Here is a 22895-nt window from a genome sequence, read left to right on the forward strand (position 1 = left end):
AGGCGCGTCCGGGCAACGGACCTCACCCCTGGGCCGCTCCGCCGGAGCCGGCCTTGAGCCTGTCCCGAAGCGACAGGCTCGGTCTCCACGCATCGTTCGCGATTCGCCGAAGGGAGACGAGACATGGCAGACGAAAACGAACTGACCGGCGCGACCGCGCGCCGCCGACCCAAGCCCGACGTGCTGGAGATCGGCGGGCGCAAATTGAAGCCGTCCACGCTGATGATGGGCCACGGCTTCGATCCGGCGCTTTCCGAAGGCGCGCTGAAGCCGCCCATCTTCCTCACCTCGACCTTCGTCTTCGAGAACGCGGCCGCCGGCAAGCGCTTCTTCGAAGGCGTGACCGGCAAGCGGCCGGGCGGGGCGGAGGGCCTCATCTATTCGCGCTTCAACGGCCCCAACCAGGAGATATTGGAGGACCGGCTCGGCCTGTGGGAGGATGCCGAGGACGCGCTCAGCTTCTCCAGCGGCATGTCGGCGATCGCGACGCTGCTGCTCGCCTTCCTCCAGCCGGGCGACGTCGTCGTCCAGTCCGGTCCGCTCTATGCGGCGACGGAGACGCTGATCGGCCGCATCCTCGGCCGGTTCGGAATCCAATGGGTGGATTTCCCGGCCGGCGCGACCGAGGACGAGATCGCGGCAACGGTCGAGCGCGCGAAGGGGATGGGCCGGGTCGGCCTGGTCTACCTCGAAAGCCCGGCCAACCCGACCAACGCACTGGTCGATGTCGAGGCGGTGCGGCGCGTGTGCGACGCGGCCTTCGATGCCGATGTCCGGCCGCCGATCGCGATCGACAACACCTTCCTCGGACCTCTGTGGCAGCAGCCGCTGCGCCACGGGGCGGACCTGTCGCTCTACAGCCTGACCAAATATGCCGGCGGGCACAGCGACCTCGTCGCCGGCGGCATCACCGGATCGAGGGAGCTGATCAACCAGATCCGGATGATCCGCAACACGATCGGCACGATCACCGATCCCAACACCGCCTGGATGCTGCTGCGAAGCCTTGAGACGCTGGAGCTGAGGATGAGCCGGGCCGGCGAGAATGCCGCCAAGGTGTGCGCCTTCCTGCGCGATCATCCCAAGGTCGAGAGCGTCGGCTATCTCGGCTTCCTGACCGAGGGCCGCCAGGCCGACATCTACCGCCGCCACTGCACCGGCGCCGGATCGACCTTCTCGCTCTATCTGAAGGGCGGCGAGAAGGAGAGCTTCGCCTTTCTCGATGCGCTCAAGATCGCCCATCTCGCGGTCAGCCTCGGCGGCACCGAGACGCTGGCCAGCCACCCGGCGGCGATGACCCACCTGTCGGTGCCGGAGGATCGCAAGGCGGCGCTCGGCATCACCGACAATCTGGTGCGCGTGTCGATCGGGGTCGAGGATCCCGACGACCTGATCGCCGATTTCGATCAGGCGCTGAAGGCGGTGTAACGCCGCTTCGGCATTCGCCGGCGGCGAATGCCCGCTCCATCGTTCTTTGTACGCACGCCCTCCCCATCCCGGCTCCGCCGGGGCGGGGAGGCCTATGGGCGTTGCCGGATCGCCTTTCGCCGGTCCCGCCATTCGAGCACTTCCCATCCTTCCGCTTCGGCGAGGCGGATGAGGCGGGCGTCGGCGTTGGTGGCGAAGGCCTCGTTCGCCCAGCGATGAACCGGCGAATCGGAGATGTGATCCGAATAGAAGCGGATGTGGAGCGCGCCGCGATCGAGCCCCTCGCGCTGGAGCCAGGCCTCGATCATGTCGAGCTTGCCAAGGCCGTAGCAATTGGCGCCGTCGATCGTCGCGGTGATCCGGCCGTGCCGATCGGAGAGGGTGTCGGTCGCGATCACGTCGTCGAACCCGAGCCGCCGCGCGATCGCCGCCGCGTAGAGCCGGTAGGAGGCGGTGGCGAGGACGAGCCGGCGCCCGGCCGCCTTGTCCGCCGCGATCTGCATCCGCGCGCCGGGCAGGATATTGGTCCGAAGCTGGCGATCGGCGAACCGCTCCACCACCCGTGCGAGCGCATCCGGGGACGGCCGGCCGAGCAGCAGCTCGAAATTCATCTCCTTGAGGCGCCCGCGATCGATCAGGCGAAGGCCGTAGGCGAGCGTCGTCAGCGCCACGAGCGGGGCCAGCAGCAGCCGCCACGGCGACAGCCGCAGCGCCGCATAGCGCAGGAACGGCGGATAGGTCGGCCGCCGCGTGACCGTCCGGTCCATGTCGTAGATCGCCAATCCTTCGGTCATGGCACCCGCGCAAGCATGAAAGCGTTGCCCTTGTCCATGTTCCATGTGCTTGCCGGGGAGCGGGAATTGAAGCAGACACCCAAGCCATGAGCGTCGACTTCAGCCAGACCGACGAGGACGGGCGCTGCGTGCTTCGCTTCGAAGGCGCGCTCACCATGCTGAGGGCGCGGCGACTGAGCGACGAGCTGGCAGCCGTGCGGGCGGACGACATCGTCGTCGATCTCTCCGGCGTCGAGCGGATGGACACGGTCGGCGCCTGGCTGATCCACAAGCTTGAGCGTGACCGGGGCGCGACCGTCACCGGCGCGAGCGATGAGCAGCGCACGCTGATCGAGCATGTCGCGCAGGCCGACAAGCCGATCACGGTGCGCCGCCAGCCCGAGCCGCTGATCTACCAGTTCGTCGGGCAAGTCGGCGCGGCATCGGTCACCGCCGTGACCACGCTCGTCGGGCTGCTCGGCTTTTTCGGGTCGCTTTGCCTTTCGGTCGCGCAGATCTTCCGCCACCCGCGCCGCTTCCGCTTCAACGCGGTGGTGCAGCAGTTCGACATGGTCGGCATCCACGCGCTCGGCATCATCGGGCTGATGAGCGTGCTGGTCGGCATCGTCATCGCCCAGCAGGGCGCGGTGCAGCTGCGCCAGTTCGGCGCGGAGATCTACACCGTGAACCTGATCGGCCGCGCCGCGATGCGCGAGCTCGGCGTGCTGATGACCGCGATCATGGTGGCCGGCCGGTCCGGCTCCGCCTTTGCCGCCGAGCTCGGCTCGATGAAGCTCAACGAGGAGGTGGACGCGATGCGGATCATCGGCATCTCGCCGATGGAATCGCTGGTCTTCCCCCGCGTGCTCGCGACCCTGCTGATGATGCCGCTGCTCGGCTTCTACGCCGCGATCCTGGCCATCGTCGGCGGCGGCATCTTCACCTGGGCCTCGCTCGACATGCCGCCGATCACCTATGTCCAGCGAATCCGCGAGGTCATCCCGATGACCGACCTGTGGCAGACGCTCATCAAGGCGCCGACCTTCGGCTTCATCATCGCGATGGCGGGCTGTTTCCAAGGTCTTCTCGTCGAGGGCAATGCCGAGGAGGTGGGCCGCCGGACGACCACCGCCGTGGTCCAGGGCATCTTCCTCGTCATCGTGCTCGACGCCTTCTTCGCCGTCTTCTTCACCCAGATCGGATGGCCGTGAGCGACGCCGCCGAACCGATCATCCGCGTGCGCGGGCTCAAGAACATGTTCGGCGACCAGATCGTCCATGAGGATCTGGACCTCGACGTGCGCGCCGGCGAGATATTGGGCGTCGTCGGAGGATCGGGAACCGGCAAGTCGGTGCTGATGCGATCGATCATCGGCCTGCAGACGCCGGTCGAGGGCGACATCACCGTGTTCGGCGAGGAGATGATCGGCCGCGACGAGGAACATGCCAAGCATATCCGCCGCCGCTGGGGCGTGCTGTTCCAGGGCGCGGCGCTGTTCTCGACGCTGACCGTGGCCGAGAATATCCAGGTGCCGATCCGCGAATATTATCCCGGCCTTTCCGATACGCTGCTCGACGAGATCGCAGCCTACAAGATCGCGATGAGCGGCCTGTTCGCGGACGCAGGCAGCAAATATCCGGCCGAGCTTTCGGGCGGCATGAAGAAGCGTGCCGGCATCGCACGCGCGCTCGCCCTCGACCCCGAGCTGCTGTTCCTCGACGAACCGACGGCGGGGCTCGACCCGATCGGCGCCGCCGGTTTCGACCAGCTGATCGGCGAGCTTCGGGATTCGCTCGGCCTCACCGTCTTCCTCATCACCCACGATCTCGATACGCTCTATGCGATCTGCGATCGGGTCGCGGTGCTTGCGGACAGGAAGGTGATCGCGGTCGGAACGATTCCGGAATTGCTGGCATTGGACCATCCGTGGATACAGGAATATTTCAAGGGACCGCGCGGACGCGCCGCCGCGGCCATTAGCGAGCGCGAAAAGGCCGGGACCTGATGGAAACCAGATCCAACCAAATCCTCGTCGGCAGCATCGTGCTCGGCATGCTCGTCGCGCTCGTCGTGTTCATCGTCTGGCTGAGCCAGTTCGGCGAGGGCGGCGAAAAGACCTACGACATCTTCTTCCAGCAATCGATCGACGGGCTGGAAAAGGGATCGGGCGTGACCTTCCGCGGCGTCCCGGTGGGCCAGATCAAGGCGATCCACCTTGAACCCAGAAGCCCGCAATTCATCCGCGTGCGCATTTCCGTCAACGATACGACGCCGGTGCTCCAGGGCACGACGGCGACGATCCGCAGCGTCGGCTTCACCGGTCCGACCCAGATCCAGCTTGACCCGCCGCCGCCCCCGCCGCCGGGCCGGACGGCGGCGCCGCAGGTCGAAATCCAGTGCCCGCGCGTCAATCCGGAGGCGGAGTGCCCCTATGGCTATCCTGTCATCCCGGTCCGGCCGGGCGCGCTCGGGCAACTGCTCAACAGCGCGCCGGAACTGCTCGAGCGGGTGAACACGCTGACGGAGCGGCTCACCGAGCTGCTGGGCGACCGCAACCAGCGGTCCTTCTCCTCGATCCTCGACAATCTCGACGAGGTCACCCGCAACCTCGCGCGCAACGGTCCCGAAATCACGCAAACCATCGCGCAGGCACGCGAGACGCTGCGCCAGGCCGGGGATGCGGCCGAGCAGATTTCGCGGCTCGCTGGAACGACGAACAACCTGCTCGACGAAAACGGACGCCCGCTTATGGCCGAGCTGCAGCGCACCATCCATTCGGCCGACCAGAGCATGCAGAATCTGAATGCGGCGGTGAGCGATGCGCGGCCGGGCATCCAGACCTTCTCGAACCGGACGCTGCCGGAGGTCGGGCAATTGGTGCGCGACCTGCGCGCGACGAGCGAATCGCTGCGCTCGATCTCCCAGCGGCTCGACCAGGAAGGCGTGCGCGGAGTGCTCGGCGGCCAGCGGCTCCCCGATTATCGACCCGGTCGTGGCGCGCCGCGGCGACAGGAAAGGTGAAGGCAATGGGCAAGAAGTTGACGCCGTTCGCGGCCGCGGCGCTGGCAAGCCTGGCTTTGGCGGGATGTTTCGGCGGCGGCCGCCCGCCGGCGGCGCTGATGACGCTCACCGCCGCACAGGCCCCGGCGGCGGCCGAACCGCGCACGGTGACGGAGGGCGAGGCGATCACCGTCGCCACCCCTGATGCGCCGCGCGCGATCACCGCGAGCCGGGTGCCGGTCTATGTCGATGCGACGACGATCCAGTATCTTCGCGGCGCGCAATGGGTCGAATCGCCGACCGATCTGTTCCGGAACCTCCTGTCTGAAACGATCGCCGCGCGCACGCATCGCGCAGTCGTCGATCCGGCGCTCTACACGCAGGCGCGCAGTGCGGTGTTGAACGGCCGGCTGCTTCGATTCGGGCTCGATCCGGACGCGCATGAGGCGGTGGTGGAATATGAAGGTGCGCTGACCCGGCCGGACGCCGGCGTCGTCACCAACCGTTTCGCCGCCCGCGTGCCGGTGGCCGGAAACGACGCGACGACGGTCGGCGCCGCGCTCAACGAAGCAGCCAATCAGGTTGCGGTGGCGGTGGCCGCCTGGATCGGCGGCTGAAGCCGGCGCGCCGGCTCCGGGCGCGGCGCGCGACAAGACAATTGTCGGAAAACCGACCGGGGAGGCGCAGGCGCTACCCCCGCCCCTCCCCGGACGCGGATTTACATGCCGTTGGCGTCGGGCAGATTCTCGACCGCATCGGCGGCATTGGCACCGGCGTCGCGGACGGCGTCGGCGGTGTTGGAGAGATTGTCCGCCACCATGTCGTTGCTGCTGTTGCTCGCCATGTCGTCGAGCACGTCGGCCTGATTGTCCGCCGCCTGCTCGAGATTGTCGGCCGCATTCTCCTGCGGCGTGTTGTTGTGACAGGCCGCAAGCCCGATCAGGCCGGCGGCGATCGCCCCCAGGGTCACAATCCTCATTTCATTCCCCTTTGCAATTGCATCGCGAAGAGGCGCCCGAGCCGATGCCCAGGCGCCTCGGAAGCTGCGTGACAGTCAGCCGTCCGGCGGTTCAATCGCTGAGCCGCCGCTTCGGTTCCCTGAAAGCGCGCCGCGACCCTATCCGCGATGTCGGCGTTGGGCGGCATGCCACTCGCGCACCGCGTTCAGCGTGTTGGTGACATGGTGCTGCCAGTCCATGTCGGAGAAGGAATAGATGATCCGCCCATCGGGGGCGATCACATAGGAGGTCCGGCTGGTCATGTCCTGCCGTCCGGGCGTGAGAGACACGTCATAGGCGCGGATCGTGTCCGCCGTGGCGGTGGCGACCGGAAAGGCGTTGCGGCAAGCCTCGACCGAGAAGCGGGTCAGCGCCTCCTGCCCATCCGCCGACATGCCGATCACCCGCGCGCCGGCGGCGCGGAACTGCGCGGCGGCTTCCGAAAAGGCATGGGCTTCCAGCGTGCATCCCGTGGTGAAGGCCCGCGGGAAGAAATAGAGGACGACCGGCCCATGGCGGAGCTGCTCGGCCAGGTGCAGTCGGAACGGGCGACCCGCAAGTGCGCCGGTGGTGGTGAAATCGGGCGCGCGCACCCCGGTCTGGAGCGCCGGGACGGCGGCGCTGGGCGCCATCGCGAGCGCGGCGACGACGGCAAGATAGCGGATCATTCGCATCTGGAGACTCCTCGGCTGAAATGGCCTGGAACAAGGCCCGCACTAGCGTCGTATGTGGAATCCTGCCAGTCCGGTGGAACATTACGCATCCAACCCATGTTATTGTCTGGGAGAGGGTGCGTCCGGCAGTTGAAAATCTATATGACCAATGGAGAGCCGGAAACCGATATCGGCGACGCAAGGGCGTTCGACGAAGGCGAACAATTCCGCGCGCTCGTGCAGAGCGTCCACGATTATGCGATCTTCATGCTCGACGCCGACGGCTATGTCGCCAGCTGGAACCCGGGGGCCGAGCGGATCAAGGGCTATAAGGCCGGCGAGATCATCGGCCAGCATTTCTCCCGCTTCTACACCGAAGAGGATCGCGCGAACGGCGAGCCCGCGCGGGCGCTCGCGACCGCGGGCAACGAAGGCAAGTTCGAAAAGGAAGTCTGGCGCTGCCGCAAGGATGGCAGCCGTTTCTGGGCCAGCGTCGTCATCGATCCGATCCGCGACGATGACGGGACGGTGATCGGGTTCGCCAAGATCACCCGGGACATCACCGAACGCCGCGACGCGCAGCAGGAGCTGGAGCGGGCGCGCGAGGCGCTCGCGCAGGCGCAGAAGATGGAGGCGGTCGGCCGGCTGACCGGCGGCGTCGCCCATGATTTCAACAATCTGCTGACCGTGATCCGCGCATCGGTGGACATGTTGCGACGGCCCGGCCTCGCCGCCGAGAAGCGCGAGCGCTATCTGTCGGCGATTTCGGACACCGCCGACCGGGCGTCGCTGCTCACCGGGCAGCTCCTCGTCTTCGCCAGGCGCCAGCCGCTGCACAATGAGCGGTTCGCGATCGCGCCCCGGGTCGAGCGGATGCGGCAGATCCTCGCGACGACACTCGGCTCGCCGATCCGGCTGATCCTCGACCTGGCCGAGGATTCGGGCACTGTCTTTTCCGATCCGACGCAGTTCGAAACCGCGATCCTCAACATGGCGATCAACGCGCGCGACGCGATGCCGAGCGGGGGTCAACTGAGGATTTCGGCGCGCCGCGTCGAAGGGGCGCCGACCGCCGCCGGCCAGGTCCGCGAGGGGCCGTTCGTGGCGGTCGCCGTCGAGGACAATGGAATCGGAATCGACGACGAGACCCAGGCACGGATGTTCGAGCCATTCTTCACGACCAAGGCCATCGGCAAGGGCACCGGGCTGGGGCTCAGCCAGGTCTATGGCTTCGTCAAGACATCGGAAGGCGAGGTGACCGTCCAGAGCAGCCTCGGCGAGGGCGCGCGGTTCACCCTCTATCTCCCCCTCGTCGGGGAGGAAGCAGGCCCGGACGCCGGGAGCGACGAGGAGGCCGATCGAGCCGCCACGCCGATCGCCCGGCAGCGAATCCTGCTCGTCGAAGACAATGAGGAGGTGGGCACCTTCGCCAGCGGCCTGCTTGGCGAGCTTGGCCAGGACGTCGTGTGGGCGCACAACGCGGTCGAGGCGCTTGCCGCGCTCGATGCCGACGAGGGCGCGTTCGACCTGGTCTTTTCCGACGTGGTGATGCCGGGCGACAATGGCGTCCTCCTTGCCCAGGAGGTGCGTCGCCGCTGGCCGGCGCTCAGGGTCGTGCTCACCAGCGGCTACAGCCACGTCCTTGCCGAGGAGGGCAGCCACGGCTTCGAACTGCTCCGCAAGCCCTATTCGGTGGACTCGCTCGTCGCGATGATCGCCGGCCGATCCCGCCGCTCCGCCTAGCCCCGCGCGCGTCCTGCGCCGCGTCCCCGTGCGCCCGCGTTTCGCCGCCGCGGGGGTGCAATCGATTGCGGCCGCTGATAACGGCATCGCGGATGAAACGCGCGCTTCGATCCGCCTTGGCCCTCTCGCTCGGCCTGATCGCCGGCTGCGACGGCCATGCCGTCGATTTCGTGCATCCTCGCCCGTCCATCGTCGCGCCCGAGTTGGCACGCTTCGGCTATGACGACAATCAGGTGGGATGCGTCGCCGCGCGGCTTGGCGCGAGCCTCAGCGTCCATCGCCTGCGCGATCTCGCCACCGCCGCCGGCGCGGTGCGGCAGGGCTATTACGATCCGGCGCGCCTGACGCCGCGCGATTTCCGCTGGGTCGCCGCGACGATGCCGGCCGCCGCGATCCGCGCCGCTGTGGACGACGCCAACCAGGCCTGCGGGGTCTCCGCGGCGGTCGCGCCGCCGCCGATCGTCGCGCTCGCGCCGCCCTCCCCGGCCGAGCCCGAGCCCGCCTGGCTCAACCTCGGCCGCGCCGATTCGGGCCAATCGATCGCGGTCGATGCCGCATCGATCGAGCGATCGGGGACGACCGGCACCGCCTGGTTCCGGATGACGGATCCGGGCGCCGATCCGAGCCCCGACATCTTCCACCTCGTGATCGATTGCCAGGCGCACACGATCAACGCGACCGAGCGGCGGCGGCTGGACGCCCAGGGCCGCGTCGTCGAGACGCGGACCTATCCCGACAATCCGCTGCCGGTGGAGAACGGGACGGTGATGCAGATCGCCTGGCTGTCGATGTGCACCTAGGCGAAGGCTAGGCTGAGCGCCGCTCCAGCGCGTGGGCGGCCTCGTCGGTGAGCTGGCCCAGGATGTCAGCGACGCTCGCTTCTTCCTTCACCATCCCGACCGACTGGCCGGCCATCACCGATCCGGTCTCGACATCGCCGTCGATCACCGCGCGGCGCAGCGCGCCGGCCCAATAATGCTCGATCTGGAGCTGCGCCTCGGCCATCTCGACCTTCTCCTCGTCGAGAAGCTGCGCGACCTCGCGCTGCTTGGCGGCAAAGCTCTCCATCTCGCGATTCTTGAGCGCGCGGACCGGGATCACCGGCAGGCGCGGGTCGATCTGCACGCTCGTCACGGCATCGCGGGCCGAGGCGCGGATGAACGCCTTCTTGAAATTCGGATGGGCGATGCATTCGTGCGCGCAGACGAAGCGGGTGCCGAGCTGCACGCCCGCCGCCCCCATTTCGAGATAGCCGGCGATCGCGCCGCCATGGCCGATGCCGCCGGCGACGAAGATCGGCACCTCGTGGGCGAGCGGCGGCAGGATTTCCTGCGCGAGCACCGAGGTCGAGACCGGGCCGATATGGCCGCCGGCCTCCATGCCTTCGATCACCAGCGCATCGACGCCGGAGCGGATCAGCTTCTTCGCCAGCGCCAGCGCCGGGGCGAAGCAGATCAGCCTGGCGCCATTGCCCTTGATCCGCTCGATCGCGCCCGGCGGCGGCAGGCCGCCGGCGAGCACGACGTGGGAGACCCCATGCTTCGCGCACACGTCGATCAGCTCGCTGAGCTGCGGATGCATGGTGATGAGGTTGACGCCGAAGGGACGGTCCGTCAGCGCCTTCGTCCCCGCGATCTCGGCATCGAGCAGGTCCGGCGTCATCGCACCGCAGGCGATCACCCCGAACGCCCCTGCATTGGAGAGCGCGGAGACCAGATGGCGCTCCGAAATCCAGCTCATCGCGCCGCCGAGGATCGCGGTCTCGCAACCGAGAAATCCGGCGCCGCGCGCCATCAGGCGAGCGAGGCGATCGTGGCCGATCCGCTCGCTCACGCGGCGTCCTCCGCATCGAGGCCGTAGGCGGTGTGGAGGACGCGCACCGCAAGCTCGGTATATTCCTCGGGAATCAGCACGCTCACCTTGATCTCCGAGGTCGTGATCGCGACGATGTTGATGCCGCGATCGGCGAGCGTCCTGAACATGGTCGCGGCGATGCCGGCATTGGAGCGCATGCCGACGCCGACCGCGCTCACCTTCACGACATTGGTGTCGGTGAGGATTTCGGTGAAGCCGATCTCTCCCCTAATCTGTTCCAGCTCGGCGGCGGCATGGGCGAGCGAGGCGGTCGGCACGGTGAAGGTGAGGTCGCTCGCCTCGCCGGGGCGCGGGATATTCTGGACGATCATGTCGACATTGATGTTCGCCTCGGCGAGCGGCCCGAAGACCGCGGCGACGACGCCGGGGCGATCGGGGATGCCGGTCAGGGTGACGCGCGCCTCGTTCTTGTCATAGGCGATGCCGGTGATGACGTTGCGTTCCATATCATTGTCCTCAAGCGCCTCGTCCCCGACGATCATCGTCCCGGGCCGGTCCTCGAAGGAAGAGAGGACCTGGAGAGGCATGTTGGTGCGCATGGCGAGGCCGACAGAGCGGGTCTGGAGCACCTTGGCGCCGACACTGGCGAGCTCCAGCATCTCCTCATAGGTGACGGTGGAAAGCTTGCGCGCGCGCGGCACGATGCGCGGATCGGTGGTGTAGACGCCGTCGACATCGGTGTAGATGTCGCAGCGATCGGCCTTCATCGCGGCGGCGAGCGCGACCGCCGACGTGTCCGAGCCGCCACGCCCCAGGGTCGCGACGTCGCCGTCGGCGGTGACGCCCTGGAATCCGGGGATGACCGCGATGCCGCCCTGCGCGAACACGCCCTCCAGCACCGCGGCATCGATTCCCTCGATCAGGGCGGCGGCGTGGCCGGAGGCGCGGATCGGGAGCTGCCAGCCCATGTAGGAACGGGCATTGGTTCCCATGCCTTGCAGCGTGATCGCGAGCAGGCCCGACGTGACCTGCTCCCCGCTCGCCACCACCACGTCATATTCGCGCGGATCGTAGAGCGAGGCGGCCTCGCGGCAGAACTGGATCAGCCGGTCGGTCTCCCCCGCCATCGCCGAGACGACGACCGCGACCTGGTTCCCGCGCTCCGCCTCGCGCTTCACAAGGCCGGCGACATGGCGGATCCGCTCGATGCCGGCCATCGAGGTGCCGCCGAATTTCATAACGATGCGGGCCATGCGCGCTGCCGAAAGACGTGGGAAAGAAGTGGCGGCCCTGATAGGGAGCGGCCATGGCTCATGCAAGCGAGGCAAGCGTCACCGTCGATCCACGGGAAGCCGCGCATTTCGGCGCGCTCGCCGCGGAATGGTGGGACCCCAGGGGGTCGTCGGCGATGCTCCACAAGCTCGGCCCGGCGCGGCTGTCCTATATCCGCGCGCGGATCGACCAGCATTGGGGCGGCGACGAGCATGGCCTGAGGCCGCTCGCCGGCAAGCGCGCGGCGGATGTCGGCTGCGGCGCCGGCTTGGTCGCGGAGCCGCTGGCACGGCTTGGGGCCGAGGTCACCGGGATCGACGCGGCCGCGGAGAATGTCGCCGCGGCGAAGGCCCATGCGGCGGGACAGGGCCTCGCGATCGATTATCGCGCCGGCGGGATCGAGGCGCTGGATGGCCCCTACGACCTCGTCACCTGCCTTGAGGTGGTTGAGCATGTGGCGGACGTCGACGCTTTCCTGGCGGGCCTTGCCGGCGCGCTGGCGCCGGGCGGCCTGCTGATCCTTTCCACCCCGAACCGCACGACCTTGTCGAAGCTCGCGCTGATCACGATCGGCGAAGGCACCGGGCAGATCCCGAAGGGCACGCACGACTGGACCAGGTTCTTGACCCCCGATGAGCTGACCGCCCGGCTTGCCGCCCTGGGCCTGGACGTGACGGATGTGACCGGCCTCGGCTGGTCCCCGACACGGGGATTCCAGCTGAGCGTCGATACGTCGCTCAACTACCTGATCGCGGCGAAGCGGGCCTAGCGCGCCTCGCGGCTCAGCCGCGTCATCAGGATCGCCGCGCGCGTCGCCTGCCGGGGCAGGCTGGAGAGGGCGATCCACTCGCCCTCGGCGTGGCTTGCGCCGCCGGCCGCGCCCATGCCGGCGAGGGTGTCGGCGTCGGCGGCGACGAAGCTCGAATCCGCGGCGCCGCGCCTGGCGGGATCATATTCGGGCATCTCGGGAAGACCGAGATCGCGGTTGACGGCGTTCAGCCGTGCGAGAAGCGCGCGGTTGCCGGCGGTCGGCGCCATGGGGGGATAGCCGTCCCCGGCGAAGACCAGCTCGGCATCGGTCAGCGGCAGATGTCGCGCGACGATCGCCTGCATATGGGCGCGCACGCGGGCTTCCTGCCCGGCCGAGAGGGTGCGGATGTCGCCGCGGGCAATCGCAGTCTCGGCGACGATATTGGTCTTGCCCGACGCGGTGACCGCGAACCCGGCATCGTCGATCGAGGCCGGCGTGCCACCGGCAATGACGCCGACATTGTAGGTAAGATTGGGCTCCGGCAGCTCGCGGCGGAAACTGTCGAGGATCCGGGCGATCTCGTAGATCGCGCCGCAGCCAAGGCCGGGGCCGCACACGCCCGAGCTGTGGCCGGTGCGGCCGTGGGCGGTCAGCGTCCAGCTCGTCGAGCTGCGCCGCGCGACGGTGCCGTAATCGCGGCCGTCCTCGCGCGCGAGATTCTCGAACTCGAGCGCGACATCGGCCCATCGGCCGGCCTCGATCAGGTCGCGGCGCGCGGTCGCGATCGGCGCGCCGGGCCGTTCCTCGTCGCCGGTCATCACGACCATGATGTCCGCATCGTCGAGCGTGCCGGCCTGCTGCATCGCCCGAAGCGCCGCGATCGCGACGACATCGCCGCCCTTGCAATCGCCGACGCCGGGGCCGGTGGCGCGATCGCCGTCGCGGGTGAATCGCTGGAACGGCGAGGAGGGCTCGAACACCGTGTCGAGATGGCCGATGAGGAGGATGCGCTTGCCGCGGCCGTTGCCCCGGTGGGTGGCGACGAGATGACCGGCGCGTCCCGTGGCGCTCATATCGACCCAGCGGACCTCGAAGCCGAGCGGCTCCAGCTCGGCGCGGACCATCTCGCCGACCGCGCGGACGCCATCGAGGTTCAGCGTGCCGCTGTTGCGGTTCACCAGCCGCTCGAGCAGGGCGACGTTGCGGTCCGCGTCCTGCGTCACGGCGGCTGCGATGCGCCGTTCCTGGGGGCTGAGCTGTGCGGTCGCCGGCGCGGCCGCGGCGAGAAAGGCGAGGGCGGCGAGCATCTTCATGCCCGCCACCCTAAAGGCTCACTCCCGCCCGGGTCAAAGCCCGACGTGGAACTCGTAGAACAGGCCGATGCCGCCGGAGAACTGATCGCGCGAGCCGAGATCGCGCACGATGGGCGAGCGCGCCGCATCGCCGATCAACCGATCATAGCCGGCATAGCCGTAAAGGCCCCAATTGCGGCCGGTCCGCCAGGTGAGGCCCGACTGGACGCCGATGGCATGGGCGCCGCCGCCCGGCGGATCATAGGCTGGAAGTCCGCTCGCCAGCGCCGCCGCGGGGGTGACCCGGAAATAGGCGTCCTGATAGCGCCCGTTCGACAGCCGCACGCGCGGCCCGATCGAGAAGATGTAGCGATCCCGATCGCGAAGCACGAGATCGGCGCCGATATCGCCGATCAGACCCTTGTGCCCGCCGATCCCACGCCTCAGATCGCCGCGGATGCGGACATTGGGTCCGATCCACACCTGCGCGAAGCCGCCGACCTCGGCGGTGAAGCCGACATCGCCCACCGGCGCGCCGACATCCTGCTCCTCACGCTTGGACTGGAAACTCACGACGGGGCCGATGTCGATCGGGCTGTCGCTGCCGAGCAGGCCGAAGCCGAACCCCTGATCGGGGGCCGAAAAGGGCATTGGCTGGCCCGGCCGGCGGATGCCGCCGATGAACATCGGATAGAGGCCGTAGCTGTCGGCGCCCGGATATTTGGGATAGACCTGCGGCCCGGCGCCGATGGTGACGATATGGCCGCTGCCGGCGTCCTGGGCGGAAACCGGCGCGGCGGCGAGGCCGAAAAAGGCGGCCGCGAGGGCCGCTGCGGCGAAACCGTTGGGGCGGATATATCTGGTCATGGTCGGCTCAACGGCCATCCTCGCGGTTCGTTGCGGGGGCGGTCAAGTTGTGGCTGCGCCGTGGCCTGGACGCAACGCCCGCCCTCACGCGAATTCCAGGATCACCGCATCGACGGCAAGGCTTTCGCCGGGCTTGGCGGCGATCGACTTCACGGTCCCGGCCTTCTCGGCGCGAAGGATGTTTTCCATCTTCATCGCCTCGACCACCGCGAGCGGCTGCCCGGCCTCGACCATGTCGCCTTCCTTCACATCGAGCCGGGTCAGCAGCCCCGGCATCGGGCAGATCAGGAATTTCGACAGATCGGGCGGCACCTTCTCGATCATGTAGCGCGACAGTTCGGCGACATGGACGGGAAGGACATCGGCGACATGGCTCGCCCCGCGCGTCGTGAGGCGCCACTGGCGCCCCTGCCGCGCCACCTGGACGATGCGCATCCGACCATCGATCGTGCCCTTGAACAGGCCCTGGCCCGGGGGCAGCCGCCCGATCAGCTCGTGCGGGCCGCTGTCGTCCAGATAGGCGAGCAAGCCGCCTTCGGTGGCTGCGATCCGCACGCGATGCTCGGCGCCGGCGAGCCGGACGACGCGCGTCTCGCCCGCCGGCGTCGCGGCGGCGGTGCCCGAAAGCTGGCCGCTGACCGCCCCGGCCCGCGCCTCGGCCTCACGGCCCGCGAGCGCCGCGACGATGGCGAGATCGGCGATCAGCGAATCGTCGGCGGGCGCGCCCTGGAAGCCATCAGGATATTCTTCGGCGATGAAGCCTGTGGTGATGTTGCCCTCGCGGAACCGGGGGTGCTGCATCAACGCGGAGAGGAAATCGACATTGTGGCCGATCCCCTCGATCCGGAAGGCGTCGAGCGCCTCGATCTGGGCATCGATCGCGGCGAGCCTGGTCGGCGCCCAGGTGATGAGCTTGGCGATCATCGGATCGTAGAACATCGAGACCTCACCGCCCTCGGCGACGCCATCGTCGACACGAACGACCACCCCGCCCTCGCCGCGGGACGAAGCGCGGGCCGGCGGCTGGTAGCGTACGAGCCGGCCGGTGCTCGGAAGGAAGCCGCGATAGGGATCCTCGGCATAGACGCGGGTTTCGACCGACCAGCCGTCGATGCCGATATCGGCCTGCGTGAAGCCGAGCTTTTCGCCATAGGCGACGCGGATCATCTGCTCGACGAGATCGAGGCCGGTAATTTCCTCCGTCACCGGATGCTCGACCTGGAGACGGGTGTTCATCTCGAGGAAATAGAAGCTCTCGCCGGTTGGATCGGCGCCGGAGACGATGAGCTCGACCGTGCCCGCGCTATAATAGCCGACGGCGCGGGCAAGGGCGACCGCCTGCTCCCCCATCTTCTTGCGCATCGCGGGCGTGACGAAGGGCGACGGCGCTTCCTCGATCACCTTCTGGTGGCGGCGCTGGATCGAACATTCGCGCTCGTTCAGATAGACGATATTGCCGTGCTGGTCGCCGAGCACCTGGATCTCGATATGGCGCGGGTCCTCGACGAACTTCTCGATGAAGACGCGATCGTCGCCGAAGGAGGCGAGGCCCTCGCGCTTGGTGGCCTCGAAGCCCTCGCGAACATCCGTCTCGCTCCAGGCGAGGCGCATCCCCTTGCCGCCGCCGCCGGCCGAGGCCTTCATCATCACCGGATAGCCGATTTCCCCGGCGATCCGGACGGCATGGTCGGTGTCGTCGATCTCGCCGACATAGCCGGGGACGACGTTGACGCCGGCCGCCTTGGCGAGCTTCTTCGATTCGATCTTGTCGCCCATCGCGGCGATCGCATTCGGCGGCGGCCCGATGAAGGCGATCCCGGCCTCGGCCAGCGCGCGCGCGAAACTCTCCCGCTCGGACAGGAAGCCGTAGCCCGGGTGGACCGCCTCGGCGCCCGTCGCCTTGCAGGCATCGATGATGAGATCGGCCTTGAGATAGGATTCACCCGCGGGCGGCGGGCCCAGGCGTACCGCCTCGTCCGCCAGCTTCACGTGCGGCGCGCGGGCATCGGCGTCCGAATAGACGGCGACGGTCGCGATCCCCATTCGGCGCGCGGTGCGGATGACGCGGCAGGCGATCTCGCCGCGATTGGCGATCAGGATTTTCTTGAACATCGGCGACGGGTTTCCCTTCGCGGTCCTTCAAGCGGCGCGATCCGGCGACGTCAAGCGCGCGCGGCCCGACTCATTGCGGCGCGGTGCTGTTGCCCCAACGACTGCTGCCCGGCGCGGGTGGCGGCGGCGGCGCGACCACCGGCACCTGATCCGGGGCCGGAACGGGGGCCGGGCGAACGACATTCGCTCCCGGATCCACCCCCGTGTCGGTCGTCGTGGGCGGGGGGGACTGCAGCGTATATTCGCTGCTGCTGACGTGGATCTTGATGCCCGGACGAGCGCCAGCGGTGGCGGGCGCCGTCGCCGAGAGCGAGACTTCGCGATCCTGGTCCGGCGCCGGCTGCCAGCGCCACACGGTTTCGCCGGGCCGGCCTTCGACCGTCCGCAATCCCGGCCCGCGCAAGAGGGCCGGAAGCGCCGCGCGGAGCCGATCCAGGCTCGGCGCGACCGTCCCGTCGAGCTCGAGCTGGCAATCGCCGAAGCGGCCCCCGGCCACCTCAATCGGGAGCGCCGAATAAGCGATCCGGCCATGTTCAAGCTCGCGCACCGTGACCGGCTGGCCGGCGCTTGCCGCGACCTCGTCTGCGGGCCAGCGCTGCGCCTCGATCGCGCCGGCGATCTCAGCAGGCGTCGCGACGTCGGCAAGGCAGGTCGCCCGCACGAAGCGGAGCACCGCCGCAAGATTGCGCTCGGGATCGGTGGTTGAAAGATGGACGCGCGGGCCGTTGTCGATCGGCGCATGGCTGCGCGAGCAGCCGGAGGCGGCGATCGCCGCGAGGATCAGGAGAGGCGCGCCCCTCCTCATCCGGCGCCCTGGCGAAGCCCGGCCGGCGGCGCCGGATCGGCCGCGGCCATCGGGGCGAGGCCGAGCTTCGCAAACATCGCCGCGTCGCTATCGTCGCCGGCATTGGGCGCGGTGAGCAGCTTGTCGCCGGTGAAGATCGAGTTGGCGCCGGCCATGAAGCACAGCGCCTGGGTCGATTCGCTCATGCTCTCGCGGCCCGCCGAGAGGCGGACCATGCTTTGCGGCATGGCGATGCGCGCGACCGCGACGGTGCGGACGAACTCGATATCGTCGATCTTCGCCAGCGGCGTATCGGCCAGCATGTCGCCGAGCACCGTGCCCTTGACCGGGACGAGCGCGTTGATCGGGACGCTTTCAGGATGGTCGGGCAAGGTCGCCAGAGCATGGATGAAGCCGATTCGGTCCTCGCGCGTCTCCCCCATGCCGACGATGCCGCCGCAGCACACGTTCATGCCCGACTGGCGGACATGGTCCAGCGTCTCCAGCCGGTCCTCGAAGCTGCGGGTCGAGATCACCTCGCCATAACGTTCGGGCGAGGTATCGATATTGTGGTTGTAATAATCGAGGCCGGCGTCGGCGAGCATCTGCGCCTGGCGCTCGCTCAGCATCCCGAGCGTCATGCAGGTTTCCATGCCCATGGCGCGAACGCCCTTCACCATCTCGACGATGGCCGGCATGTCGCGGTCCTTGGGATTGCGCCAGGCCGCGCCCATGCAGAAGCGGGTCGAGCCGTGATCGCGCGCCTGTGCGGCGGCCTGGAGAACGGCGCGCACGTCCATCAGCTTCGTCGCCTTGAGCCCGGTCTCGGCATGGACCGACTGCGCGCAATAGCCGCAATCCTCCGGGCAGCCGCCGGTCTTGATCGAGAGCAGGGTGGAGAGCTGGACTTCGTTCGGCGCGTGATGGGCGCGGTGGACCTGCTGCGCCTCGTAGAGCAGGTCGAGCAGCGGCCGATCGAACAGCGCGGCGATCTCGGCGCGGGTCCAGTCGGTGCGCAACGCCCCTCTCGCCTGCGGGAGGGGCCGGGGGTCGACGTGTCCAAGGCTCATGGAGGCTCCTCTTGCCCACCCCTGCCCTCTCCCGCAAGCGGGAGGGGGATTATTCGGCGGCTTCTTCCACCGGCGGCATGTTGTGCCCCAGCAATTTCAACACCTCGCCCGCCGCCTCGACCAGGTTGGTGCCGGGGCCGAAGATCGCCTGGACGCCGGCATCGCGGAGGAACTGATAATCCTGCGCGGGGATGACGCCGCCGGCGACGACCTTGATGTCCCCGCGCCCCGCGTCGCGCAGATGGGCGATCAGCTCGGGGATCAACGTCTTGTGCCCGGCGGCAAGGCTGGAGGCCCCGACCACGTCGACGTCCGACTTGATCGCCAGCTCGGCCGCTTCTCGCGGCGTCTGGAAGAGCGGCCCGGCGACGACGTCGAAACCGAGATCGCCGAAGACGGAGGAGACCAGGTTGGCGCCACGATCATGCCCGTCCTGCCCCATCTTGGCGGTGAGCATCCGCGGCTTGCGGCCCTTCGACCGCGCCACCGATTCGACGCCTTCGACCAATCTGTCCCAGCGCGCATCCTCCGCATAAGCGGCTCCATAGACGCCCTTTACCGGCGTCGGATTGGTGCCGAAGCGGCCGAACACATCTTCCATCGCGAGGCTGATCTCGCCCAGCGTCGCGCGCTTGCGGGCGGCATCGACGGCGAGCGCCAACAGGTTCGCCTTGCCTCTCGCTCCTTCGCGCAGAGCATCGAGCGCGGCCTGGCAGGCGGCTTCGTCGCGGCCCGCCTTCACCTTGTTGATGCGGGCGATCTGGGCGTCGCGGACCGCATGGTTGTCGACATCGAGGATGTCGAGCTCCGCCTGGTCGGCGAGACGATATTTGTTGACCCCGACGATCACGTCCTCGCCGCGATCGACGCGGGCGGCGCGCGCGGCGCTCGCTTCCTCGATCATCGCCTTGGGCCAGCCATGGGCGACCGCCCTGGCCATGCCGCCATCCGCCTCGACCCGCTCGACGATCTCCCACGCCTTTTCGTAGAGCTCCTGGGTCAGCGCCTCGACATAATAGGAGCCGCCGAGGGGATCGACGACCCTGGTCATCCCGGTCTCCTCCTGGAGGACGATCTGGGTGTTGCGCGCGATCCGCGCCGAAAAATCGGTGGGCAGCGCCACCGCCTCGTCGAGGCTGTTGGTGTGGAGCGACTGGGTGCCGCCGAGCATCGCCGCCATCGCCTCGATCGTGGTGCGGATGACGTTGTTGTACGGATCCTGCTCGGTGAGCGAGACGCCAGACGTCTGGCAATGCGTGCGGAGCATCTTCGAGCGCTCATCCCGCGCGCCGAGGTCGGTCATCACCCGGTGCCACAGCTTGCGCGCGGCGCGCAGCTTGGCGACCTCCATGAAGAAGTTCATGCCGATCGCGAAGAAGAAGCTGAGCCGGCCGGCGAACTTGTCGATGTCGAGGCCGGTCGCCATCGCGGCGCGGGCATATTCCCTGCCGTCGGCGATGGTGAAGGCGAGCTCCTGGAGCTGCGTCGCCCCCGCCTCCTGCATGTGATAGCCGGAGATGGAGATGGAATTGAACTTCGGCATGTGCGCCGAGGTGTAGCCGATGATGTCCGAGATGATCCGCATGCTCGGCTCGGGCGGATAGATATAGGTGTTGCGGACCATGAACTCCTTCAGGATGTCGTTCTGGATCGTGCCGTCCAGCCTCTCCTGAGAAACGCCCTGCTCCTCGCCGGCGACGATGAAGAAAGCGAGGATCGGGATGACCGCGCCGTTCATCGTCATCGACACCGACATCTCGCCAAGGGGGATGCCGTCGAAGAGGATCTTCATGTCCTCGACCGTGTCGATCGCGACGCCCGCCTTGCCGACATCGCCGACGACGCGGGGGTGATCGCTGTCATAGCCGCGATGGGTGGCGAGATCGAAGGCGACCGAAAGCCCCTTCTGCCCGGCGGCGAGGTTGCGCCGATAGAAGGCGTTGGATTCCTCGGCGGTCGAGAAGCCCGCATATTGGCGGATCGTCCACGGCCGCCCGGCATACATCGAGGCGCGAACGCCGCGGGTGAACGGCGCGAAGCCGGGGAGGCCGGGATCGATGTCGGCCACATCTTCCGCCGTATAGAGCGGCTTCACGTCGATCCCTTCCGGCGTGTGCCAGGTGAGATCGCGGCCCTTCACCTCCTTGGCGGCAAGGGTGTCCCAATCGGCAAGGGTGGGTTTGTCGTTAGACATGGCAATCACCCCCCTCTCCCCGGCGGGGAGAGGATACGAAGGCTTGGCGGCTTTGCCGTCTAGCCGGAGTTGGTGAGGGGGTCGGGCGTATCCGGGAAGGCCGAGCCCCCTCACCCCACCCCTCTCCCCGCCGGGGAGAGGGAGCTTTAATGCGCATCCTTTGGCGTCTCCATGATCTCGGTCAGCACCCCGCCCATATCCTTGGGATGGAGGAAGAAGATCGGCGTCCCGTGCGCGCCGATCCGGGTGGGGCCGAGGATGCGGGCGCCCTTGCCCTCGAACCAGGCGCGCGCCGCTACGATGTCCGGCACCTCGAAGCAGACATGATGCTGCCCGCCCTGCGGGTTCTTGGCGAGGAAGCCGACGATCGGCGAATCCGGCCCGAGCGGCTCGATCAGCTCGATCTGGCTGTTCGGCGTGTCGATGAAGCAGACCTTCACCCCCTGCTCGGGCAGGTCGAAGGGCGCACGAATCACGTCCGCGCCCATCAGGTCGCGATAGATGGCGATCGATTGCTCGATCGATGGCGTGGCGACACCGATATGGTTTAGCCTTCCCAGCTTCACCTCAACACCCCGTCATTGCGAGCGCAGCGCCCGAGTGGTCATAGCGGGATATTGTCATGCTTCTTCCACGGGTTTTCGAGCTGCTTGTCCCTGAGCTTGCGTAGGCCCAGCGCGATCCGGCGGCGGGTGGAGTGCGGCATGATCACTTCGTCGATGAAGCCCTTGCTCGCCGCGACGAAGGGGTTGGCGAAGCGCTGTTCATATTCGGCGGTGCGCTCGGCGATCTTGGCGGGGTCGCCGATGTCCTTGCGGAAGATGATCTCGACCGCACCCTTCGCGCCCATCACCGCGATCTCGGCGGTCGGCCAGGCGTAATTGAGGTCGCCGCGCAGATGCTTGGAGGCCATCACGTCGTAGGCGCCGCCATAGGCCTTGCGGGTGATGACGGTGATCTTGGGGACCGTGGCCTCGGCATAAGCGAAGAGCAGCTTCGCGCCGTGCTTGATGATGCCGTTATGCTCCTGCGCGGTGCCGGGGAGGAAGCCGTGGACGTCGACGAAGGTGACGATCGGAATATCGAAGGCGTCGCAGAAGCGCACGAAGCGGCCGGCCTTCTTGGCGCTGTTGATGTCGAGCACGCCGGCCAGCACCATCGGCTGGTTTGCGACGATGCCGACGGTGCGGCCCTCGATCCGGCCGAATCCGGTGATGATATTGCCGGCATGGGCGGGCTGGAGCTCGAAGAAGTCGCCGTCGTCGACGACCTTCCGGATCAGCTCGTGCATGTCATAGGGCTTGTTGGCGCTGTCCGGGATCAGCGTGTCGAGGCTGTCCTCCTGCCGGTCCCACGGATCCTCCGACGGCCGCTCGGGCAAATCGTGGCGGTTGGAGAGCGGCAGGAAATCGAAGAAGTCGCGGGTCGCAAGCAAGGCGTCGATGTCGTTCTCGAAGGCGACGTCGGCGACGCCGGACTTGGTCGTATGGGTGATGGCCCCGCCCAGTTCCTCCTGAGTCACGACCTCGTTGGTGACGGTCTTCACCACGTCCGGGCCGGTGACGAACATGTAGGAGGAGTCCTTCACCATGAAGATGAAGTCGGTCATCGCCGGCGAATAGACCGCGCCGCCGGCGCAGGGGCCCATGATCAGGCTGATCTGCGGCACCACGCCGGAGGCGAGCACGTTGCGCTGGAACACCTCGGCATAGCCGCCGAGGCTGGCGACCCCCTCCTGGATGCGCGCGCCGCCCGAATCGTTGAGGCCGATCACGGGCGCGCCGACCTTCATCGCCATGTCCATGATCTTGCAGATCTTCTGCGCGTGCCGTTCGGAGAGCGAGCCGCCGAAGACGGTGAAATCCTGGGCGAAGACATAGACGAGGCGGCCGTTGATCGTGCCCGATCCGGTGACGACCCCGTCGCCGGGCACCTTCTGCGTCTCCATGCCGAAATCCGAGCAATTATGCTCGACGAACATGTCATATTCCTCGAAGCTGCCCTCATCGAGCAGCACGGAGAGGCGTTCGCGGGCGGTCAGCCGGCCCTTGGCATGCTGCGCCTCGATCCGCGCGGCGCCCCCGCCAAGGCGCGCCTGCTCGCGGCGCTGTTCGAGCTCTTCGATCGTCGTGGCCATGCGCGC

At 68.0% G+C, this 22895-nt stretch carries 21 protein-coding genes; 8 read left to right on the forward strand and 13 right to left on the reverse strand.

Annotated features, from left to right (window positions below; translation table 11 throughout):
* The first annotated feature begins 123 nt into the window (after positions 1-123).
* A complete protein-coding gene (locus tag FRZ32_RS04800) occupies positions 124-1428 on the forward strand; it encodes a cystathionine gamma-synthase family protein (protein ID WP_147042442.1) in 1305 nt (434 codons plus the stop codon).
* 92 nt (positions 1429-1520) lie between these two features.
* On the opposite strand, the gene FRZ32_RS04805 is transcribed toward FRZ32_RS04800, so the two are convergent.
* The gene (locus FRZ32_RS04805) at positions 1521-2222 is read right to left on the reverse strand and encodes an HAD family hydrolase (protein WP_147042443.1); all 702 of its coding nucleotides are present in this window, start codon (positions 2220-2222) and stop codon (positions 1521-1523) included.
* Positions 2223-2308: 86 nt separating this feature from the next.
* Here FRZ32_RS04805 and FRZ32_RS04810 point away from each other — a divergent pair, with 86 nt between their 5' ends.
* From FRZ32_RS04810 to FRZ32_RS04825, 4 genes are read left to right on the forward strand one after another with little or no spacing between them, the layout of a single operon-like run.
* On the forward strand, positions 2309-3412 hold the full coding sequence (locus tag FRZ32_RS04810; protein ID WP_147042444.1) for an ABC transporter permease: 1104 nt from the start codon (positions 2309-2311) through the stop codon (positions 3410-3412).
* Positions 3413-3456: 44 nt separating this feature from the next.
* A complete protein-coding gene (locus FRZ32_RS04815) occupies positions 3457-4206 on the forward strand; it encodes an ABC transporter ATP-binding protein (RefSeq protein ID WP_424141299.1) in 750 nt (249 codons plus the stop codon).
* Positions 4206-5222: an MlaD family protein gene (locus tag FRZ32_RS04820; RefSeq protein ID WP_147042446.1), complete on the forward strand. Its 1017-nt coding sequence runs from the start codon at positions 4206-4208 to the stop codon at positions 5220-5222. Before FRZ32_RS04815 ends, FRZ32_RS04820 begins: the two co-directional genes overlap by 1 nt.
* A 5-nt stretch (positions 5223-5227) precedes the next feature.
* Positions 5228-5818: an ABC-type transport auxiliary lipoprotein family protein gene (locus FRZ32_RS04825; RefSeq protein WP_147042447.1), complete on the forward strand. Its 591-nt coding sequence runs from the start codon at positions 5228-5230 to the stop codon at positions 5816-5818.
* A 101-nt stretch (positions 5819-5919) separates the two neighbouring features.
* Here FRZ32_RS04825 and FRZ32_RS04830 read toward each other — a convergent pair whose 3' ends face one another.
* Together FRZ32_RS04830 and FRZ32_RS04835 are read right to left on the reverse strand one after the other, a co-directional pair.
* Positions 5920-6180: a hypothetical protein gene (locus FRZ32_RS04830; RefSeq protein WP_147042448.1), complete on the reverse strand. Its 261-nt coding sequence runs from the start codon at positions 6178-6180 to the stop codon at positions 5920-5922.
* 138 nt (positions 6181-6318) lie between these two features.
* Positions 6319-6873 carry a peroxiredoxin gene (locus FRZ32_RS04835; protein ID WP_147042449.1) on the reverse strand — a complete coding sequence of 185 codons (555 nt, stop codon included), beginning with the start codon at positions 6871-6873 and terminating at the stop codon, positions 6319-6321.
* A 141-nt stretch (positions 6874-7014) separates the two neighbouring features.
* Between FRZ32_RS04835 and FRZ32_RS04840 the strand changes: the two genes are divergently transcribed.
* Positions 7015-8595: a PAS domain-containing sensor histidine kinase gene (locus FRZ32_RS04840; RefSeq protein WP_147042450.1), complete on the forward strand. Its 1581-nt coding sequence runs from the start codon at positions 7015-7017 to the stop codon at positions 8593-8595.
* A gap of 92 nt (positions 8596-8687) precedes the next feature.
* On the forward strand, positions 8688-9395 hold the full coding sequence (locus FRZ32_RS04845; RefSeq protein WP_147042451.1) for a surface-adhesin E family protein: 708 nt from the start codon (positions 8688-8690) through the stop codon (positions 9393-9395).
* Positions 9396-9402: 7 nt separating this feature from the next.
* Here the strand turns inward: FRZ32_RS04845 and FRZ32_RS04850 are convergent, their stop codons facing one another.
* Together FRZ32_RS04850 and FRZ32_RS04855 are read right to left on the reverse strand one after the other, a co-directional pair.
* Positions 9403-10389 carry an NAD(P)H-dependent flavin oxidoreductase gene (locus FRZ32_RS04850; RefSeq protein WP_192901908.1) on the reverse strand — a complete coding sequence of 329 codons (987 nt, stop codon included), beginning with the start codon at positions 10387-10389 and terminating at the stop codon, positions 9403-9405.
* Positions 10390-10424: 35 nt separating this feature from the next.
* Positions 10425-11663: an aspartate kinase gene (locus tag FRZ32_RS04855; RefSeq protein WP_147042452.1), complete on the reverse strand. Its 1239-nt coding sequence runs from the start codon at positions 11661-11663 to the stop codon at positions 10425-10427.
* A gap of 53 nt (positions 11664-11716) precedes the next feature.
* Between FRZ32_RS04855 and ubiG the strand changes: the two genes are divergently transcribed.
* The gene (ubiG, locus tag FRZ32_RS04860) at positions 11717-12451 is read left to right on the forward strand and encodes a bifunctional 2-polyprenyl-6-hydroxyphenol methylase/3-demethylubiquinol 3-O-methyltransferase UbiG (protein ID WP_147042453.1); all 735 of its coding nucleotides are present in this window, start codon (positions 11717-11719) and stop codon (positions 12449-12451) included.
* Here the strand turns inward: ubiG and FRZ32_RS04865 are convergent.
* From FRZ32_RS04865 to FRZ32_RS04900, 8 genes are all read right to left on the reverse strand, one after another.
* Positions 12448-13746: a M20/M25/M40 family metallo-hydrolase gene (locus FRZ32_RS04865; protein ID WP_147042454.1), complete on the reverse strand. Its 1299-nt coding sequence runs from the start codon at positions 13744-13746 to the stop codon at positions 12448-12450. The two genes, ubiG and FRZ32_RS04865, sit on opposite strands and share 4 nt — an antisense overlap.
* A gap of 33 nt (positions 13747-13779) precedes the next feature.
* On the reverse strand, positions 13780-14592 hold the full coding sequence (locus FRZ32_RS04870) for a MipA/OmpV family protein (RefSeq protein WP_158635836.1): 813 nt from the start codon (positions 14590-14592) through the stop codon (positions 13780-13782).
* Positions 14593-14676: 84 nt separating this feature from the next.
* On the reverse strand, positions 14677-16704 hold the full coding sequence (locus FRZ32_RS04875; protein WP_147042456.1) for an acetyl-CoA carboxylase biotin carboxylase subunit: 2028 nt from the start codon (positions 16702-16704) through the stop codon (positions 14677-14679).
* 70 nt (positions 16705-16774) lie between these two features.
* Positions 16775-17509: a hypothetical protein gene (locus FRZ32_RS04880; RefSeq protein ID WP_147042457.1), complete on the reverse strand. Its 735-nt coding sequence runs from the start codon at positions 17507-17509 to the stop codon at positions 16775-16777.
* A complete protein-coding gene (gene bioB / locus FRZ32_RS04885; RefSeq protein ID WP_147042458.1) occupies positions 17506-18558 on the reverse strand; it encodes a biotin synthase BioB in 1053 nt (350 codons plus the stop codon). The genes FRZ32_RS04880 and bioB overlap by 4 nt, the downstream gene beginning before the upstream one ends.
* Before the next feature lie 49 nt (positions 18559-18607).
* A complete protein-coding gene (scpA, locus tag FRZ32_RS04890) occupies positions 18608-20752 on the reverse strand; it encodes a methylmalonyl-CoA mutase (RefSeq protein ID WP_147042459.1) in 2145 nt (714 codons plus the stop codon).
* A gap of 146 nt (positions 20753-20898) precedes the next feature.
* Positions 20899-21318: a methylmalonyl-CoA epimerase gene (mce, locus tag FRZ32_RS04895; protein WP_147042460.1), complete on the reverse strand. Its 420-nt coding sequence runs from the start codon at positions 21316-21318 to the stop codon at positions 20899-20901.
* A gap of 38 nt (positions 21319-21356) precedes the next feature.
* Complete coding sequence (locus tag FRZ32_RS04900) at positions 21357-22889, reverse strand: acyl-CoA carboxylase subunit beta (RefSeq protein ID WP_147042461.1); 1533 nt, start codon at positions 22887-22889, stop codon at positions 21357-21359.
* Between the last annotated feature and the right edge of the window lie 6 nt (positions 22890-22895).

Source organism: Sphingosinicella ginsenosidimutans, assembly GCF_007995055.1.
In the GTDB taxonomy this organism is placed as follows: domain Bacteria; phylum Pseudomonadota; class Alphaproteobacteria; order Sphingomonadales; family Sphingomonadaceae; genus Allosphingosinicella; species Allosphingosinicella ginsenosidimutans.